Source organism: Yersinia antarctica (assembly GCF_056636475.1).
The window spans coordinates 58,387-77,446 of the sequence record NZ_JBSJQF010000001.1 but is presented as its reverse complement, the minus strand read 5'-3'; the positions used below and the strand labels follow the sequence as shown (position 1 = coordinate 77,446).

Below are 19,060 nucleotides of genomic sequence, written 5' to 3'. Positions count from 1 at the left end.
AATAACTGGCCGTTTATTACAAAGTCCAATCAGCAATATGCCAATCAATAAACATCTGCTTTTTTGTGGAATCCGTCGGCTATGATAGTGCTATCAATATTGCTTTTATCAACTTGAATCGGTGTTAATAAATAAGCAGGAACATCTTTTATACCATTATTTAATTTACTGTTGGCTTTTGGTTCCTCACCTTTACCCAGGGTGACTGCAATTTCTGCCGCATCATTGGCTAATTTACTGATTGGTTTATATACGGTCATGGTTTGTGTACCCGCAACAATTCGTTTTATTGCAGCCAAATCAGCATCCTGACCGGAAATAGCCACCTTCCCTGCCAACCCTTGTGCGGCTAACGCCTGAATTGCCCCGCCAGCAGTTGCATCATTGGATGCCACCACAGCATCAATCTTGTTATTGTTGGCAGTGAGTGCATTCTCCATAATTTTCAAGGCATTTTCTGGTAACCAGGCATCAACCCACTGATCACCGACAATTTTTATTTTCCCCTCTTTTATCAGTGGATTAAGCACTGTCATTTGCCCTTGGCGGAACAACTTGGCATTGTTGTCGACGGGTGACCCACCCATCAGGAAGTAATTGCCTTGCGGCACCCGCTCAACCAGGCTTTTCGCCTGCAACTCACCCACTTTTTCATTATCAAATGAGATATAAAAATCAATATCAGCGTTATTTATCATACGATCATACGCTAATACCTTTATCCCTTCCCGTTTAGCCTCGGCGATAACGTTACTTAATACTTGACCGTTATAGGGAATAATAACTAACACATCAACGCCACGATTAATCATATTTTCTATTTGTGACATCTGTGTTTCTTCATTGCCATTTGCAGATTGCACAAATACTTTAGCGCCAAGTGATTCAGCTTTGTTAACAAAAATGTCGCGGTCTTTCTGCCAACGTTCCAAGCGGAGATCATCTATCGCCATACCGATTTTAATTTCTTTACTAAATCCGGGCTGGCTAATCATCACCAGAGCGGCACATGCGGAGAGTAAAATGTTCTTAAATTTCATCTTTTGGTACCTTTCTTATTGTGCAAGCAGGGTAAGAGAAACGGTAAACATCGACTGCAATAGGGATTGTTGACGCTTATTTGCACATCGGCAATTACAGATTTTCATCCGCCAATTATGTTTTTTGGTTTAATGTTAATTTTATGATAACGATCATGTTTTCTTCCTCATAAAATGCATAATTCCATTACGGGATGTTATCCGTGTAATGAATATCTAAGCATTTTTATAATTAAGCGGTTATTTATGAGATCTACACCACAATTAATAATTCTCTGAATTTAAGTGTGAAATAACGTAATTGAGAGAATCGCTAACAACTCCGAAGATAAAAGCTCATCAGCCCGGCAAAAGCGGGGCCAGCTTCCAAGGAGTATTGCATGCAATCTTATTTTGATGAATTAGAACAAGTGCGTTACGAAGGCAGCCAGAGCGCTAACCCGCTGGCATTTCATCATTACAACCCGGATGAAATTATTCTTGGTAAGCGAATGGCCGACCACCTCCGGTTTGCGGCCTGTTATTGGCATACCTTCTGCTGGGGCGGGGCCGATATGTTTGGCAGCAATGCCTTTGATCGCCCGTGGCAGCATCCGGGGGATGCACTGGCTCTGGCAAAACGCAAAGCCGATGTCGCATTTGAATTCTTTCATAAACTGAATGTGCCTTATTACTGCTTCCATGATATCGATGTCTCGCCAGAAGGCGCGTCAATGAAAGAGTATCTTAATAATTTTGCCGTTATGACCGAGGTATTGGCCGAGAAACAAGAGAGCAGCGGCGTAAAATTATTATGGGGTACAGCTAACTGCTTTACCCATCCACGCTATGGCGCGGGGGCAGCCACTAACCCTGATCCAGAAGTCTTTAGTTGGGCTGCAACTCAAGTCTTTACTGCCATGAATGCCACCAAAAAACTCGGCGGTGAAAACTATGTGTTATGGGGCGGGCGTGAGGGCTACGAAACACTGTTAAACACCGATTTGCGCCAGGAACGCGAGCAGATTGGCCGCTTTATGCAGATGGTGGTGGAGCACAAACATAAAACCGGTTTCCAGGGCACGCTATTAATTGAACCTAAGCCACAGGAGCCCACCAAGCATCAGTACGACTATGATGTGGCTACCGTTTATGGCTTCCTCAAGCAGTTTGGGCTGGAAAAAGAGATTAAAGTAAATATTGAGGCCAACCATGCCACATTGGCGGGCCACTCGTTCCATCACGAAATCGCCAGTGCTATTGCCTTAGGTATTTTCGGTTCAGTAGATGCTAACCGTGGTGATCCACAGTTGGGCTGGGATACTGATCAGTTTCCAAACAGTGTAGAAGAAAATGCGTTGGTGATGTTTGAGATCCTCAAAGCGGGTGGTTTTACTACCGGTGGGCTGAACTTTGATGCAAAAGTACGCCGCCAAAGTACCGATAAATATGACCTGTTCTATGGCCATATTGGGGCGATGGATACCATGGCGCTGGCACTGAAAGTTGCCGCCAAAATGATTAAAGATGGTCAGTTGGATCAACGCGTTGCCAAGCGCTATGCCGGTTGGAATACTGAGATGGGTCAGCAAATTCTGCAAGGTAAACTGTCGCTGGAAGAGCTGGCACGCTATGCCGAACAGCATAACCTGAATCCGCAACATCAGAGTGGTCATCAGGAGCAGTTAGAAAATCTGGTTAACCGCTATTTATTCGGCTGATGTTTAAGATGGGGCACCCGCTGCCCCAATCTCATCTATAAGGAAGGTATATGTACCTTGGCATCGACTTGGGCACCTCCGGCGTCAAAGCAATTCTACTGGCCGAAAACGGGCAAGTAGTTGCGAGCCAAAGTGCCGCTTTATCCGTCTCGCGCCCACGCCCGTTGTGGTCGGAACAAAACCCGGCTGACTGGTGGCAGGCAACCGATCAGGCCATGCAGGCTCTGGCCGCAGCACATGATTTGCAGCAGGTAAAAGCCCTTGGGTTAACCGGGCAAATGCACGGCGCAACCTTACTGGATAAACAACATCAGGTGCTGCGCCCAGCCATTCTATGGAATGATGGTCGCAGTTTTGCCCAATGTCAGGCACTGGAGCAAGCAGTACCCGAGTCGCGCCAGATTACAGGTAATCTGATGATGCCCGGGTTTACCGCACCAAAACTGAAATGGCTGGCTGAGCATGAGCCAGATATTTTTAGTCGTATTGATAAGGTACTGTTACCAAAAGATTATCTTCGTTTTCTGATCAGTGGTGATTTCGCCAGCGATATGTCCGATGCCGCCGGTACTATGTGGCTGGATGTCGCGCAGCGTGACTGGAGTGATGAGATGTTGGCCGCCTGCGGTTTAAACCGCCAGCACATGCCAGCACTGTTTGAAGGCAGCCAGATTACCGGCCATGTCAGTACAGCTATTGCCCACCGCTGGGGTATCAACACCATTCCGGTAGTGGCCGGAGGCGGTGATAATGCTGCCGGTGCTATTGGTGTTGGTCTGTATCAGACCGGACAGGCGATGTTGTCGCTGGGTACCTCCGGCGTCTATTTTGCCGTCAGTGACGGCTTTCTCAGCAACCCCGCCAGCGCAGTTCATAGTTTTTGCCATGCATTACCACATACCTGGCACCTGATGTCGGTGATGCTAAGTGCCGCATCCTGTCTTGACTGGGCTTGCCAACTCACCGGCGTCGATAATGTTCCTGCACTGATAGCAGAAGTGGAGAAAGCACCGCCAGCGGCTACCCCGGTATGGTTCTTACCCTACCTTTCTGGCGAACGGACTCCCCATAATAACCCCAATGCTAAAGGGGCATTCTGGGGCTTTACCCACCAACATGGCAGGGCAGATTTAGCCCGTGCGGTGTTAGAAGGGGTGGGATTTGCTTTAGCTGATGGGATGGATGCGGTGCATGCCAGCGGATTGCAGCCGACATCAGTCACATTGATTGGCGGGGGGGCTCGCAGTGCCTATTGGCGGCAAATGTTGGCTGATATCAGTGGCCAAACGCTGGAATATCGTACCGGGGGGGATATCGGCCCAGCGTTGGGCGCAGCCCGGTTGGCTCAAATTGCACTGAACCCAGAAACGCCATTAGCGGACTTATTACCTGAACTGATATTGGAACAAACCCATTTACCTGATACAGATCGCCATCACTATTACACTGCTCAACGGACAATCTTCAAAAAGCTCTATCAGCAATTACTGCCGTTATGTGAGTAAATAACACATCAGGGCTGGCGAGTAATACCCCTCAGCCCTGAGCGTATTAGTAATAGTTGATTTTCACGATGGCTGTGGCATCAAATTGGCCTAATTTCACTGATTGCCCGGCAATAGCATTCAGGCTGGCAGTATAATTTTTTGTCACCTGACTCACATCGTTCAACTGTGCGAACTCGTTATAACGGTTATATACAATCGCCTGACTGGCATCATTATAAATCGTCAATTTCGTGCCGTTTTGCATATCAATGGCATTATCACCCACTAACGGATTCGTGGTTGAGAACTGCGCCTGAATAGAAAAATTGGACAAGCAACCTTGTTTGACTGCGGTAATGGAAAACGGCTGACTAATATTATTGCCGCTATTTTGTAGCAACGCTTTATTGAATACGCCAAAATTCACGATTTGCGATTCTGGATATACCACCAAGTCCGCACCGCAGGCAATAAACCGTACTCCCGTTAACCCTGATAAGGCATAGCGCAAGTTCTTTGCCCCAGAGGTCAGATTCAGCCCAGTTGAACCATCAAGTTGGAATACCGTGAAGTTATCTGCACCCACATAATAACCGCTCGAAGGTGGGTTACCGGTCACTTTAATATATAGCCGGAAAGTCACCGTAACAGTAACGTTTTGCCCTTTAACAATCGGAGAGGAGTTGGTATTTAAACGGGCCGCGTTAGTTTCTAAATCCTGCCCATTATAACTGACACCTAATTGCAACCCCTGCCCCAACGATTGATGTAGCGGGTTAAAATAGAACCACACTTGGTCAACCGTCGAGCCTAATACGTTATCGCAATAGGCTGTAACAGTAATATCGTTCGATTCCCAGACTTTCGTCCCTGCCGCAACATTCGATGGTATCGCTAATTGCCCGATAGGTATCGCAGGCTTAATCACAATACCGGTTCCCTTTTCAACACAATCAAGGGCATAGGCCGCCTGCGATAACAGCAGCGTCACCAATAAAATAACTACCGAGCCACCCATCCGGCCCATTTTATTTAACATAGCATGAGTCATTGTCATTCCTTTACCGGTACCGGAACAGGCTGCGCGCATTACTTTTTCTTTTCCGCAGGTTGAATTTGGCAATCAACAGCCGAGCAGTTAAAAATACGGATGACCATGCCACCAAAATCATCCATATAACCAATGCTATAACGACTGCCACTATAACCTGGCGTCTTGGCAATCTCAGTACCAAAAGGCGCGATCATTAGGCTATCGAAACCGGGGAAATTACCGCGATTATCCTGGCTTAAATACCCTAACGTGATGTAATACGGTGTCGGGTTATGAATTTTTAGACTTTCACCTTGCTTACTAATCTGTAATTTTTCCTGCCAGACCTCGTTATAATCTGCTTTTATCGCCGTAGGGCGGTAAAATAGCTTCACTCTATTTTGAATCGCAATTTGTACCACGTTGGTCATTTCACTTTTTGGTGGTACTTCCCGCACGTTGAAATAGAATAGCGTCTCGCGATCTGTAGCTAATTTATCAGCATCAGGCAGTTTCATAATGCGCACCTGACTTTTTTGGCCGGCATTAATCCGCTGCATTGGCGGTAAAGCAACCAATGGGTTATCTACTTTCTGGCCAGCAGCATTTTCTAACCATGATTGCGCTAAATAAGGTGATGTTTTACTCTGATTTTGCAAAATAACACTGGCTGATTTATCGCTGCTGTTGAAGATAATCCGTGTCCGGTCAAGATTAATCGCCGCCTCACTGACCATCGTGGTAAGCAATAAGGCAATCCCTACTATGGCATTATTTATCTGCTGGTTCTTCCTAACCAGCATCATGTTATTAAGGTCTTTCATTTTCTGTTCCGCTCTAAATTAGATCGTTATGCTGTGAATAACTGCTTTAAGTAAGCAACAGTTTTGGGTAAAAAATAATTTACGGTCAATAATAGTTTTCGGTCAATAAACTATTTTAATTAATATTTTTCCATATTGCTGCCTAACCTACTGACAAGGAAGTAGAATTTCCCCTGAATTCATGCCGTTATTTTCCGGCAATACTATCTTGCACTGCTTTTTGCCCCACTGAACCGTCAGTTTCCCGGCATCTTCTAAGCCAGCCAAATAGGCCAAGCCACTTTCGCCTAAAATACCTACCTCGGCTCCGGTTTTATCAGCAATAACCGATGACCCAAGTGGTGGGAAACTACCGTCATTGAGGCGGATTATGGCCATAATTTGCTGACCTTTTACTGCCCTAATTTCACGGTAACCAATAGCACCTTCGGTTAGGGTTTTTTGAATAACAGTACTATAGACTTCAATATCTTCCGGCAGGCTTTGCACATCAACCCGAACGTCTGACTGCTGATAACTGGTAACGCCATTTACCACTGCCACACCAAACCGATTGGTAATCGCCGAATTATTATTCAATGACACACCTGAAACATTGCCGGTATCAATCATTATTCTTGGCTCATTACCCGATTTATTCTGGTGAGCTGAAACACCCTTCGCAGTCGCGGTTATCGAGCCATACCAGTTGGTATTCAACGAGTTATATTCATTATTTTTATGGCTGGCATCGACACCAAACTCACCATAAGGGGAGCTATGCTGATAGCCACCACGGAACACGCCATTTCCTTGCTGTATTTCAGGGCTGGCGCCCCCGGCGCTGACACGCCAGATATTCCTCGGGTCCTGGCTGTTGAAATAGGAGATATTCTGCGAGTAGCCGTTGTTCTTATCACGTTGCGCGTCATAACTGACCTGCTGCCCAACACCAATCGGGACGCTGAATGAGAAGAACACCTGATTTTCGCTTTCATACTGGTATTTCACTTTATTGGCAGAGATTGTCGTCGAAATGCCTTTAAAAGAGCCAATATCAAAAATTTTGCTGACAGAAACACCGTAATTATTACTGGATACATCATTCCAGTAAGTTTTATGGGTAGCAGATAAGTACATAGTGATATCCGGCCAGGCCAAATATTGGTTCGCGGTCACGGTGTATGTTTGCTTATCATTTTGTAGATAATTATTGCCATTTAGCCGATCCAAATACTGGCTCATGCTCATAAAGTTCTTTTCGGAAAAACGGTATCCGGCAAAGGTAATCTGGCTATTAGTCTGGTCAAAACGCTTGGAATAGTTAACCCGGTAGCTTTCACCACTCTGCTTCCCTTCATGCGGTAACTGAGAGCGGGAATGTGTAACATCGACAGACAGCGCACCGAAATCATGTAAATTTTGCCCAGCACCCATGGCTATCGCGGTGTAGTCCTGTGACGTCGCAATCACTCCGCCATACAAGGAAACATCATTAAATGCCCCCCATGAAAACTCACCATTAAAGAAAGTCGGATCACTTACCGCGTTATTGCTGCCCTGCATCGGACGGCCCAAAGCCGTTTTATAGCGGATGGCGCCTTTGCGGGTTAAAAATGGTACGGTTGCGGCGCTAACTTGGAAAGTGGTTACACGACCATCCTCCTCTTCCACGCGGACATCAATATTGCCCTGTACCGCCTCACTAATATCTTGAATAACAAACGGCCCCGGAGCAACGTTAGTTTGGTAAAGGGTACGGCCATTTTGGCTCAGAATGACTCTGGCATTGGTGCGAGCAATGCCGATCACTTGCGGTGCATAGCCACGCAGTGTCGGTGGCAACATCCGCTCATCACTGGAAAGTGATGCCCCCAGAAAACGAAATGAATCGAAAATACTGGAGCTGAGATAGGTTTGACCACCAATAAATTTAGCCCCTATCGCTGGGATAGCCCGAAATGCATACACTTGTGACCAGTCAAAATTACTGTAGTGCGAGCCTTCTGTTTCATTATTGATATATTGGTAATCAGCACGGATACGCCATGGCCCCATATTGGCGCCCGCAGTTCCGTAGCTGCTAAAATTAGTGCTACTACTACCACTTTTCGGCGCATAACGATTACCAAACAGGTTGTAATCCAATATAGCGCCGGGAATGCCATCATCCCATTGAGAAGGCGGCACCCAATTAGGATCACTGTAAGCTAACCATGCTTGTGGAATAGAGATAATTAAATATTGTTTTTCTTTATCGTAATTTGCCGTAATCTCTTCTTTTTGATCAATAGAAACACACTTGCCATCATTCCATAATGTCAGCGACTCACGCACAGCCGGAGCTAACCCCAGCAGATCAACTAAATCTGGAGACAGGCATAATTTAGTTAATTTCCCATCATCGACAGGTAAATAGGGTACCAGGTAGCGCTCAGGTAACAGCCGGCCATTAATCAGGACATCAAGCAGATAATCACCCGGAGGGGTATAATCATCAACCTCAAAACGAGACAGATCGATATTACTGCGATCTTTTGCATCGATAATATTGGTATTAAACTCTACTGCTGCAGCCATTCCAGGCAATAATAAACTCAAACCTGCCAATGTTAATATTTGCACCATTCGAAAGATCATTTCTTTTCTTCTAGATTTATATTGCATAAATAAATCACTGTCTTATGGCAAAGTATTAATAAAGGGGAGTATCCTCCCCTTAAATTGAAGCTACATACGCCGCTGTAACGTCAAATAAGCAGGGTATGACCCAAAGTAATTGGTGTTTCAGCAAAGCAGCAAACAAGTGCCGCTAACGCTGCTGCAACGCCAAGTACGAAGGGTAATTTTATTTATAGTTCAGCGCGTAAGTAGCCTGGGACACGATAGTACCGGTTGTTACAGGTGCGCCAGTTGCTTCAACGCGCGCTGCGAATACTATCTGATTCGGGCCAGTTACCAGATTAACATCAGCACCGGTATCACCCACTTTCAGCAATGCGCCGTTAGTGTCGATCAGACGAATACCTGCACCACCTGCGCTACCGGTGTTTGCCAGCAATGCTGGAGAGGTTGCATCAGAAACGCCGCCGAAAGTTACGGTAACTTTAGACATTGCAGGGTAAGTTACTGAACCTGCGGTTTGTTCAGTCAGATCGCAATCTTGCAGGTCAATGTTGTACTGAACGTTCTGAGAATATTTATTACCGGTTTCCAGTAATTTATTCGCTACCTGCCCCATATCTACGCTGATATCAGTAGAGTTCGGCGCGATAGAGCATGGTGCATTAATAACAGTACCGGTAAAATGAATACGGCCATTACCTTCATCTGCAGCAAATGCTTGGGAAATGAAAGCAGAAGACGCCAACGCAATAATCAATGCACTTTTCTTAAAATTAGACATATTAAAAAACCTTTATTTAGACACCATATTTAAAGAATACGCTGATGGAATGCCATCAACGGCTCACGTCATTACCGATGGCTATAACCACGATAAAATAAATAAAAAACATGAAAGTAAAAATGCAATAAGATGAAATCACAAAATGACACTAAAATTCAATTGTAGAAATGCATTCCAGAATAAAAATCCCAGAATTAAGTCTCGACATTTAAATTATAATCATAAAAGTGTAATTTATATTAAATAGTAACAGATACTTTATAAACTCCCATGTATTTATATTATCTGGCTGTTCTCGCCCCGACTGGACACGGGTAGGGCTATACGCGATCTTTTTATCTAGTAAATACGAATTTATCGGCCAAATCGATCGTTATATATAATTTATTTGGTGTTTTATGCCATGTTTATGATCAAAATCCAGTTGTTTATGCCAAATAAAGTTGACTAAGCAAGGTTATACTTCAAATATTTTTATAATATCAGCAATAAATCTTATCTGTGTTTATTCGACAAATCAGAGATATCAACAATGCTGAAGGAAAAATCCTACAAAATATAGGAATATATTCATACGCCATCAATAGAACTATTCTTTTAATGAATTCAAATTGTATATAATAAGCAATGAATACATTTTTAATGTCAATTTTTGTCGATAAAAAAGATGTTGGAAACCAAATGATACATATCCCGAGATTGCAAAATGCAGGCTAGCACAACTAATACACCAGCAAGTTGAAGCATAAGGGGTATAAACAAATGGTTAACTGGTCCCTTTTACACCCTATGATGGCCGGATTTGGCATTCCGCTCTAGTTAAAACCAGCCCATGATTGAGCTACATCCATACGGCGGAGGGCCGGAAATGACTAACAGCGCATTACTGATTATTGATGTTCAACAATCTTTCGAACATAAATCTTTTTGGCAGCAGCAAGACTTACCCGCCTTCTCGGCGGCACTGAATCTATTAATTACCGGCTGTAAACTGCGAGGAGTGGCACTGGTCGATGTTTTTCATGTCGCCCCAGAAGGGCCTTTCTCACTGGCGTCAGGCTATGTTAAACCAATGTCGCTGGTTTCCCATCAGGCAGATGTTACCGTACAAAAGCGGGTACATAACGCGCTGACTGATTCAGGTCTGGATCAGTGGCTAAAGGAAAGGCAGATAGATCATCTAATTATTGCCGGTATGCGTACTGAGCAATGCTGTGAAACCACCGCCCGTGTGGCATCGGATTTAGGTTATCAAGTGACCTTCGTGACTGAAGCTACGCTAACCTTCCCAATGATGCAGCCAAATGGTGTGGTATTGAGTAGCGAAGAATTAAAGCTGCGCACTGAAACCGTGTTAGTCGATCGGTTTGCCACCATCCGTACCGTTGCGGAAACACTGGATGCTCTGGATACTCGGCCGTCAGAGGTGGTTGCAGAAAAAACAGTAAACTGGCAGCCACAGCCTTATTTGCCACGAGATATCACCCCTGCTGACGTTAAATATCTTAAGCAGTGGCAGTTGAAGCGCTATGTTATTCGTTACTCGCAGGCCCAAGGTGACACACCATATTACGCCCCCGCTTATCAGTTAGTTGGGCAGTGGTTACCTGAAGAAGCAGAAACGGTGAACCGCCCAGGCATTGGTTTTGTGATTGAGCATCAGGGGAAAATACTGAATTACCTGATTGTTGGATGGTGGGACAATGAGAATGAATTGCGCGTGAAAGTCTGGGTACAAGAGCAGGGAGTGTGGCGTACGGCACGGGATGAATCGTTCTGTGTGTGGGATTTGCAGGTTATGGCCTTTGAACGCGATGCTTTTGTTGCTACTTTGCTACAGCACACCCCGGATATTCCGGCTTATCTGAACCGTTATCTGACGGTAACTGTGGATTAACCATGCAACGAAATGTCTATTTCCTATTGCTTCCCGGCGTGCTGTCGCTGGATTTAACTGGCCCGGCTGAAACCTTACGGTTGGCAGGGTCATTTAATCTCTTCTATATCAGTCCATTGCCGCAAGTGACGGCTTCCACCGACATGGTGCTAGGCCAGTTACAACCACTGCCTGACAGCTTGCCAGAGGGCAGTTTACTGGTCGTGCCGGGAGTGAGCGACTCACGCCACTACTTTGCAACCGAAACGGCCGCAGTGGCCCGTCACTGGTTACAACAGCAAAAAATAGCCATTACACAGCAAAAAATAATCTTGGTTTGTGTCTGCTCCGGTGCATTACTGGCGGCACAAGCGGGGCTACTGGATGGCTACCAATGCACCACTCATCACAATGTACTTGAGCGATTACGTCAGCAGGCACCCGCCGCACAAACCAAAGAAAACCGTATCTTTGTTGAAGACCGTGGCGTGTATACCAGCGCCGGAATTACGGCGGGTATTGATCTCTCTTTGCATCTGATTAGCCGCTATTGCAGCCCACAAACTGCATTAGAAGTCGCACGGGAAATGGTGGTTTATTTTCGACGGTCTGGCGATGATCCGCAGCTTTCCCCCTGGTTACGTTACCGCAATCACCTGCATCCCGCCGTACACCGTGCGCAGGATGTGATGTCGGCAGAACCGGAAGCCGAATGGTCACTGCTTCAGGTCGCGCAGAAAGCACATGTCAGTAGCCGCCATTTAACACGATTATTCCGCGAACATGTCGGGATCAGTGTGCGTGAATTTCACGAACAATTGCGAGTCGCAGTGGCCGAAGTTCGCCTGCAAGAAGGGTTTAATCTGGAGAAAGCCGCACTGGCTGCCGGGTTCTCCTCCGGCCGCCAGCTTCGGCGCGCACAACAGCGTGGGCAGGTCGTGGTTAACTGACCAGACGCCGCCGGTCAATGCGCTGTAATCCCATGGATAGCAAAGTGCTCAGGGCGAGAGCCAGTGCGAAAACATAGAAAATATCCAGTATCGGATAACCCGTAAAATCGTAATGATGGGTGCGAATAAAGTGAATAATGAGCGCGTGGAAGCCGTAAATCGCCAATGAATGCCCGGCGAGCCAGCTTAGCCAGCCAATTTGCTGGTTCATGCAGTTTTTAAACCACACCAGCAGTGATACCGCCGCAACGAACACCAGCGGGCCACAATACATATAGAAAGTATCCGCAAAACTGCCATTAATCCGCGTCTGCTTTTCAGTTGAGATGGCAATAAATATTACGCTGGTGATAAACAGCAATGCCGCCCCCCAACTGATCACCCTGCCTTTGGTTTCCAACATTCCAATTGCCCGCCCCAACAGCGCGTACAGCAAGTAATAAAAAGTATCACCGTAGATATAGAGGTTGATTGGCAATAAATGGAAACCGCCAATCGAATATTTGCTGGCTTGGGGATTGGCTAGCACTGCCAGCAGTAAAATCACCACCGCCAGATAGCGGCCTGACACCGGTTTGACATTAATCAGTGGTGATACCAGATAAACCACGATAATGGCGTAGAAAAACCACAGATGATAAAACACCGGTTTTTGCAGGATATTCTGTAGTGAGCTCCAACCGTTGATCGGCGTCAGGATCGAAATATAAATCAGGGCAATCACACTGTAGAACAGCAGGCATAGCCCAATTCGGGTGAAGTGCTTTTGCTGTGCACTTTTTTCACCAAAAAACAGATAACCAGAGATCATAAAGAACAGGGGCACGCAGGCACGAGAAGCAGAATTGAGCAGATTGGCAATATCCCAGTTAGCCTCACCCACCTGAGCACCACTGGTGACGTAATAGGTTGTGGCATGGATCATGACCACCATAATGCAGGCCACCGCCCGCAAATTATCAATCCAGCCAATCTTATTGGTCATGCATACTCTCTATCACCTGTCAGCATACTAAAAGCGTTGATCTATTTACGGCATCAATAATCAGGTTGCAAACAATAACGTAAATTTAACGTATCCCCAAAATAATTGGCATTGCCATATTCCTCTATTGACGGCAAAATAACCGACCTGACGCGCTTTGAATGCACACCCTGCCTGAGCCGTATCCTTTTTTACGTTTATTATTAATAGCTTAATTTATGCAAACTTCATTTTCACCCGCGACACGTTTAGGTCGACGGGCGCTTTTATTCCCTCTTTGTTTAGTATTGTTCGAATTTGCCGCTTATATCGCTAACGATATGATCCAGCCAGGTATGCTCGCCGTAGTGGCTGATTTTAATGCCAGTATTGAGTGGGTTCCGACCTCTATGACTGCCTATCTGGCTGGCGGGATGTTCTTGCAATGGTTACTTGGGCCGTTGTCAGACCGCCGTGGGCGCCGCCCGGTAATGTTGTTCGGTGTCGCATTCTTTGTGGTGACATGCCTTGCCATCTTGCTGGTCAATAGTATCGAACAGTTCATCGCCATGCGCTTCCTGCAAGGGATCGGCTTATGCTTTATTGGTGCCGTCGGTTACGCCACTATTCAGGAATCATTTGAAGAAGCGGTCTGTATTAAAATTACCGCGTTAATGGCCAATGTCGCCTTGATTGCCCCATTACTCGGCCCTCTGGCGGGGGCCGCCTTGATTCATGTCGCTCCGTGGCAGGCAATGTTTGTGCTATTTGCCGTGCTGGGGGCCATTTCATTTGTGGGCTTATGGCGCGCCATGCCGGAAACCGCCGCTCTGAAAGGAGAGAAACTGTCAGTGGCAGCGATGTGGCATGACTATAAGCTGGTACTCGCCAACCGCCGTTTCATGTGTGGTTCCTTGGCGTTAGGCTTTGCCAGCCTGCCATTGCTGGCGTGGATTGCGCAATCACCCGTCATTTTGATCAGCGGTGAGCAGCTATCCACTGTTGAATATGGTGTTTTGCAGGTGCCAATTTTCGGCGCACTGATTATTGGTAATCTGACACTGGCGAGATTGAGCGGCAAAACCAGTATTCCACGTCTTATCCGCTACGGTGCCGGTCCGATGATTATTGGCTTGCTGGTTGCCGCAGGCTCAACGCTCTATTCATCCCATGCTTATCTGTGGATGACGGCAGGACTGAGCCTGTATGCCTTTGGTATTGGCTTGGCTAATGCCGGTTTGGTGCGGTTGACACTGTTCGCCAGTGATATCAGTAAAGGTACGGTATCTGCCGCCATGGGGATGATCAGTATGATGGTATTCACCTTCGGCATTGAGTTTGCCAAAATCGCTTACTTGTGGGGCAACAGCGGTATCTTTAACCTGTTCAATCTGATCAGTGGCTTGCTGTGGCTGGGCTTGGTGATGATATTTATTCGCCGTCAGCCGGAGGCGGTTACTGCGGAGTAGTTTTAAAGCGGGAGAGAAGCAGCGCTTTTCTCCCGCTAAATATTTTTGTTAGCGTAACTTTAAAGCTGAAAAGCTGTCACGCCATATAACTATCCTTGCGAATTAGGTTAGCGCCAAAAGCAGCACCCAACAATTAATACATCTCATGCGCTGGATATCGTAAAAATTACATATTAGGAGATGTATTAAGAAATAGCCCACTGTCACGCAACAAATGGTCGTTACCTCGGCGGCGAGTAAACCCACTGCGGTCAAAGAATTCAAGGATTTGAATCGCCAGTTTGCGGCCAACACCCAGTCTATCGCGGAAATCTGAGGCACAGGCGCTGCCCTGGCTGGCATCCAGCTCACGTACCAAATCAGCGAATTGCTCAATACGCTGGCTGCGATAGTAGCGATCAGGAACAATTGCTGTGATATAGCCCAGTTGTGCCGCTTTGCGCAATAGTGTGCGCATCTCACCTTCTTCAATCTGCATCTGTGCCGCCAAATCGCGCACCCACCAAGGGTCATCGGCAAAATAGGATGCGACCTGCTGCCACTGAACCTGCTCCTCGGCAGTAAATGCCAGGCCATGAGCTGGCAGATGTAGCCAGCCACGGGTATTCTTTAGCGCCCCTTCAGCCAGCAGATCATCAATCAAACGGAATACCAGCCCTTCATCCAGCGTTGGCAACGCCATACGCCGCAAGCGCGCCCGCCCTAATCCTAACTGATCACCATGCTGTTGATGATACAGGCACAGGACATGTAATAAGGTTTGTTGCCCTTGCTGAGCATGAGGGCGCGAGAGTGCGATATCACCGGCGACAACGCTATCGGTCTGCGCCAGTAAGTCCGCCATATCACGTTCAGTTAGCTGGCGTGCCCAACTGAAGTCAGACAAAGAAACCGGCCCTTGGGCCAGATGTAAATCTAGCACTTCACGGTCAGAGGCTGCCTGGGCCAGCGCGGTTAACCAAGATAAATACGCAGGTTGCCGTTTGCCGCGTTTGGGGGCCGTCAGATGAATCACCCGAGCACCGCCCAAGGTCTTCTTCGCCGCAATATCACGCAGAATAAGACGATCGTTTTCAGCCAGCGATAGCGGGTTATCCAACAGCAGTTCAGCAAGTATCGGCTGGGGGTTCTCGTCGGTAGGTTGTGGATTGGTCAGCAGCGAAAAACGCCCGGTAATATGGCTGGCGGCATGATGCAGATGTAAAGGTTGCCAATGTTGGATCGGTGTATCAGCATCCACAATGACAAGTACCCGCTCCGTGGCCTGCGGCGGCTGTTGCGTTAATAGCCAGTCACCGCGGTTGATCTGTTGTTTGCTGATATCGCCACTGATATTCAGGGCGATACGCTGGCCAGCTTGCGCCTGTGATGTATTTTGATTTTGGGCATGGATACCACGCACCCGCACCGGACAGTCGCCGCCGGTGAGCCATAAGGTATCACCGAGTTCCACCTGACCTGCCAACGCCGTGCCCGTTACCACCAAGCCAGCCCCTTTCACACTGAATGCACGATCGATAGCCAGACGAAAGCGCCGCTGTAACCGGCTGTGCTGTGCATTTTGTTGGTGGTATTGCGCCAGATGTTCACGTAATTCGTTAATGCCACGCTCGGTCGCCGCCGCCGTCACGAACAAAGTGACTTGCTCTGCTTGCCAGCCCTGTGCCGCCAGCTCTGCCAGCACCTGCTGGCGAGCCTGTTCGATACGCTCATCATCAACCCGATCAGCTTTGGTCAGTGCCACGATCAACGTGGGGCGACCGCTGAGGCGCAAAATCGCCAGATGCTCGCGGGTTTGTGCCATGACACCATCATCACAGGCAACCACCAGCAAAGCATGATCAATACCGCCCACGCCCGCCAACATATTGGCTAAAAACTTCTCATGGCCGGGGACATCGATAAAACCCATAACGCTGCCGTCGGGCTGGGGCCAATAGGCATAACCCAGATCAATGGTCATGCCGCGCTGTTTTTCTTCCGGCAGGCGATCCGCATTCACCCCGGTGATAGCCTGTAAGAGTGTCGTTTTGCCATGATCGACATGGCCTGCTGTTACAATAATCATCGAGCCAATTCCCTGAGCAACGCCGCCTCATCCTCCAGACAACGCAAATCGAGCCACAAACGCCCATCAGCCACGCGGCCAATAACCGGCTTAGCCAAACCGCGCCAACGCGCTGTTAGGGCTTCCAGAGCACTTCCGCGCCCCTCTTTTGGTGCGAACGTTACCGCCCAACTGGCCAGACGGTCTACCGGTAGCGAACCGCTACCGATCTGCGACCAGCAAGGTTCTGCCGCCAGCGTGAAATCGGTGCCATAACGAGCGGTTAGGGCACCCAATACCCGTTGTGCACTCTCGGCGATAACCTGTGTTGGCCGGGTGAGTAACCTCATGGTTGGCAGCAACTCTGTCAACCGGTCTGGCTGCTGATAGAGACGCAAGGTGGCGTCCAGTGCGGCCAGCGTCATTTTATCGGCGCGTAACACCCGCTTAAGTGGGTGCTGCTGTAGCTGCTCAATCCACTGTTTTTTGCCAAGAATAATCCCGGCCTGTGGGCCACCCAGCAGTTTATCGCCCGAAAAGGTGACTAAATCGATACCCGCTGCAATCAATTGCTGTGGCATTGGTTCTGCTGGCAAACCATAGCGGGTCATATCCACCAACGAACCGCTGCCCAGATCGGTGGCGGTCGGGATGGAGAATTCATGGCCTAATGTTGCGAGTTGCGCTTCGGCAACCGAGGCGGTGAAACCTTCAATACTGTAATTGCTGGTATGCACTTTCATCAGCAGGCCAGTGTGTTCATTTATGGCTTGGCGGTAATCTTTAAGGTGCGTGCGATTAGTGGTACCCACTTCGACCAATTCACACCCCGCCTGTCGCATCACATCCGGGATACGAAAAGCACCACCAATCTCCACCAGCTCACCGCGAGAAACCACTACCTGTTTCCCCGCCGCCATTACCGTCAGCATGAGAAACACCGCAGCAGCATTGTTATTCACGATACAAGCATCTTCCGCACCGGTCAGCTCACACAGCAAATCGGCGATAGCCCGGTCACGATGGCCACGCCCGGCACCACTCAGAGAGTATTCCAGTGTTACCGCGCCACGCATCGCATCATTCACCGCAGCAATAGCTGATTCAGCCAATGGGGCACGGCCCAAGTTGGTATGCAATACGGTACCGGAAAGGTTAAAGACGGGTTTTAACGCGGATTGGCGGCTATGTAAACGCTGCTTTAATGCTGTTGGCCAGTCACTGCACCAATCAGCCAGTGAATGAAATTGGCGGATATATTCACGAGCCTCAACCTGCATTTGACGCAAAATATCGGTCAATAAAACAGGGCCATATTCAGCCACTAAAGGGGCAACATCTGGCTCGCGTAGCAGGCGATCTATTGCGGGTAACTGACTGTATAACTGATGGGGTTCTGCGCTCATACTCACTCAGGTAATAAGGTCGAAAGAGCGCCATAATAATGGTACGGCGCTCGGTCTGAGTAATTAGTGTAGCGCGATAGAATCAACCACGCTATTCACTAACGTTTGGTGTTGCTTGGTTTTTTCAGCGGCAGAGACCATCTGAATAAATACCACTTTCTTATCTAACACAGTAAAGATTGTAGTCGCTACCATCGGCGAATTTTGTATTTTTTGCTTGGTATCAAACAGGCGGAACTTATGGCCATCAACGGTGATGTCTTTTTGTCCGGTTTGTTTAATATTCTGGTACTGAGCACTGAACCCCTGCAATAACCCTTTGTTTAACGCATCAAGGGACAAATCACTGGTATCAAGCAATTCAACGCCCGGCGGGTTAGTCACCGCAGTGACGGCCATTTGTTTACCGGCAGCATCAATCAATAACAACGTTTGATTTTGCTCATTGTTTACGTCACCCGCCAATTTAGTTTGGTCAACAAATGATGTTGGTAATACAAAGGTAACCTTACCATCAAATAGACTAACCTGCTGCTGGTCAGCGGAAAGTTTAGCGGCTGGCGTGGTTGCTGCTGGCGGAGTTACTGCGGGTGTAGAGGCTACCGGAGCGGGCGCGGGTGTTGTAGCAGGGGTCGATGCAGGGGCGGCATTGTTGGTGCTTTCCTTGCTCTCCTTACTGTTATCACACGCGGCCAGACCACCTACCAACACCATCACTACCGTCAGTTTTGCGACTATCTTCAACATACAATAAATATCCTTATTTAAGTTAGCGTATCGCTCGGATGATGGAGTAGCGCCTGTCAATAAAACCAACAGTAGTTACAATGGCCATCACATGTGAGCGCGACCATTGTATAATAACCATACAAACTA

General features: G+C 47.6%; 14 protein-coding genes. 5 read left to right on the top strand and 9 right to left on the bottom strand.

Annotated elements, in window-relative coordinates:
- Window positions 1-44 precede the first annotated feature (44 nt).
- Window positions 45-1,040 carry a D-xylose ABC transporter substrate-binding protein gene (xylF, locus tag ACWJJO_RS00310; protein WP_050086873.1) on the bottom strand — a complete coding sequence of 332 codons (996 nt, stop codon included), beginning with the start codon at window positions 1,038-1,040 and terminating at the stop codon, window positions 45-47.
- A gap of 380 nt (window positions 1,041-1,420) precedes the next feature.
- Here xylF and xylA point away from each other — a divergent pair, with 380 nt between their 5' ends.
- Window positions 1,421-2,740, top strand: a complete 1,320-nt coding sequence (gene xylA / locus ACWJJO_RS00305) for a xylose isomerase (RefSeq protein WP_481090504.1) — start codon at window positions 1,421-1,423, stop codon at window positions 2,738-2,740.
- Window positions 2,741-2,790: 50 nt separating this feature from the next.
- A complete protein-coding gene (xylB, locus tag ACWJJO_RS00300) occupies window positions 2,791-4,245 on the top strand; it encodes a xylulokinase (protein WP_372568446.1) in 1,455 nt (484 codons plus the stop codon).
- 46 nt (window positions 4,246-4,291) lie between these two features.
- Here xylB and ACWJJO_RS00295 read toward each other — a convergent pair whose 3' ends face one another.
- The 4 genes from ACWJJO_RS00295 to ACWJJO_RS00280 form a co-directional block, all read right to left on the bottom strand.
- The gene (locus ACWJJO_RS00295; RefSeq protein ID WP_083163973.1) at window positions 4,292-5,278 is read right to left on the bottom strand and encodes a fimbrial protein; all 987 of its coding nucleotides are present in this window, start codon (window positions 5,276-5,278) and stop codon (window positions 4,292-4,294) included.
- A 38-nt stretch (window positions 5,279-5,316) separates the two neighbouring features.
- The gene (locus tag ACWJJO_RS00290) at window positions 5,317-6,084 is read right to left on the bottom strand and encodes a fimbrial biogenesis chaperone (protein ID WP_083161439.1); all 768 of its coding nucleotides are present in this window, start codon (window positions 6,082-6,084) and stop codon (window positions 5,317-5,319) included.
- A gap of 147 nt (window positions 6,085-6,231) precedes the next feature.
- On the bottom strand, window positions 6,232-8,703 hold the full coding sequence (locus ACWJJO_RS00285) for a fimbria/pilus outer membrane usher protein (RefSeq protein ID WP_481090503.1): 2,472 nt from the start codon (window positions 8,701-8,703) through the stop codon (window positions 6,232-6,234).
- Window positions 8,704-8,911: 208 nt separating this feature from the next.
- Window positions 8,912-9,469 carry a fimbrial protein gene (locus tag ACWJJO_RS00280; RefSeq protein ID WP_083161443.1) on the bottom strand — a complete coding sequence of 186 codons (558 nt, stop codon included), beginning with the start codon at window positions 9,467-9,469 and terminating at the stop codon, window positions 8,912-8,914.
- 871 nt (window positions 9,470-10,340) lie between these two features.
- Here ACWJJO_RS00280 and ACWJJO_RS00275 point away from each other — a divergent pair.
- The gene (locus ACWJJO_RS00275; protein WP_481090502.1) at window positions 10,341-11,369 is read left to right on the top strand and encodes a cysteine hydrolase family protein; all 1,029 of its coding nucleotides are present in this window, start codon (window positions 10,341-10,343) and stop codon (window positions 11,367-11,369) included.
- Window positions 11,370-11,371: 2 nt separating this feature from the next.
- Entirely contained in the window at window positions 11,372-12,298 is a 927-nt protein-coding gene (locus ACWJJO_RS00270) for a GlxA family transcriptional regulator (protein WP_442820411.1), read from the top strand.
- Here the strand turns inward: ACWJJO_RS00270 and ACWJJO_RS00265 are convergent.
- Window positions 12,291-13,283, bottom strand: coding sequence for an acyltransferase (locus tag ACWJJO_RS00265; RefSeq protein ID WP_083161449.1), 993 nt, complete (start codon window positions 13,281-13,283; stop codon window positions 12,291-12,293). The two genes, ACWJJO_RS00270 and ACWJJO_RS00265, sit on opposite strands and share 8 nt — an antisense overlap.
- Window positions 13,284-13,501: 218 nt before the next feature.
- Here ACWJJO_RS00265 and ACWJJO_RS00260 point away from each other — a divergent pair, with 218 nt between their 5' ends.
- Window positions 13,502-14,731, top strand: a complete 1,230-nt coding sequence (locus ACWJJO_RS00260; RefSeq protein WP_083161451.1) for an MFS transporter — start codon at window positions 13,502-13,504, stop codon at window positions 14,729-14,731.
- Window positions 14,732-14,897: 166 nt separating this feature from the next.
- Here the strand turns inward: ACWJJO_RS00260 and selB are convergent, their stop codons facing one another.
- The 3 genes from selB to ACWJJO_RS00245 form a co-directional block, all read right to left on the bottom strand.
- Window positions 14,898-16,799: a selenocysteine-specific translation elongation factor gene (selB, locus tag ACWJJO_RS00255; protein WP_481090501.1), complete on the bottom strand. Its 1,902-nt coding sequence runs from the start codon at window positions 16,797-16,799 to the stop codon at window positions 14,898-14,900.
- Window positions 16,796-18,184 carry an L-seryl-tRNA(Sec) selenium transferase gene (selA, locus tag ACWJJO_RS00250; protein WP_083161455.1) on the bottom strand — a complete coding sequence of 463 codons (1,389 nt, stop codon included), beginning with the start codon at window positions 18,182-18,184 and terminating at the stop codon, window positions 16,796-16,798. The genes selB and selA overlap by 4 nt, the downstream gene beginning before the upstream one ends.
- A 63-nt stretch (window positions 18,185-18,247) precedes the next feature.
- Window positions 18,248-18,931, bottom strand: a complete 684-nt coding sequence (locus ACWJJO_RS00245; RefSeq protein ID WP_083161457.1) for a DcrB/PsbP domain-containing protein — start codon at window positions 18,929-18,931, stop codon at window positions 18,248-18,250.
- Between the last annotated feature and the right edge of the window lie 129 nt (window positions 18,932-19,060).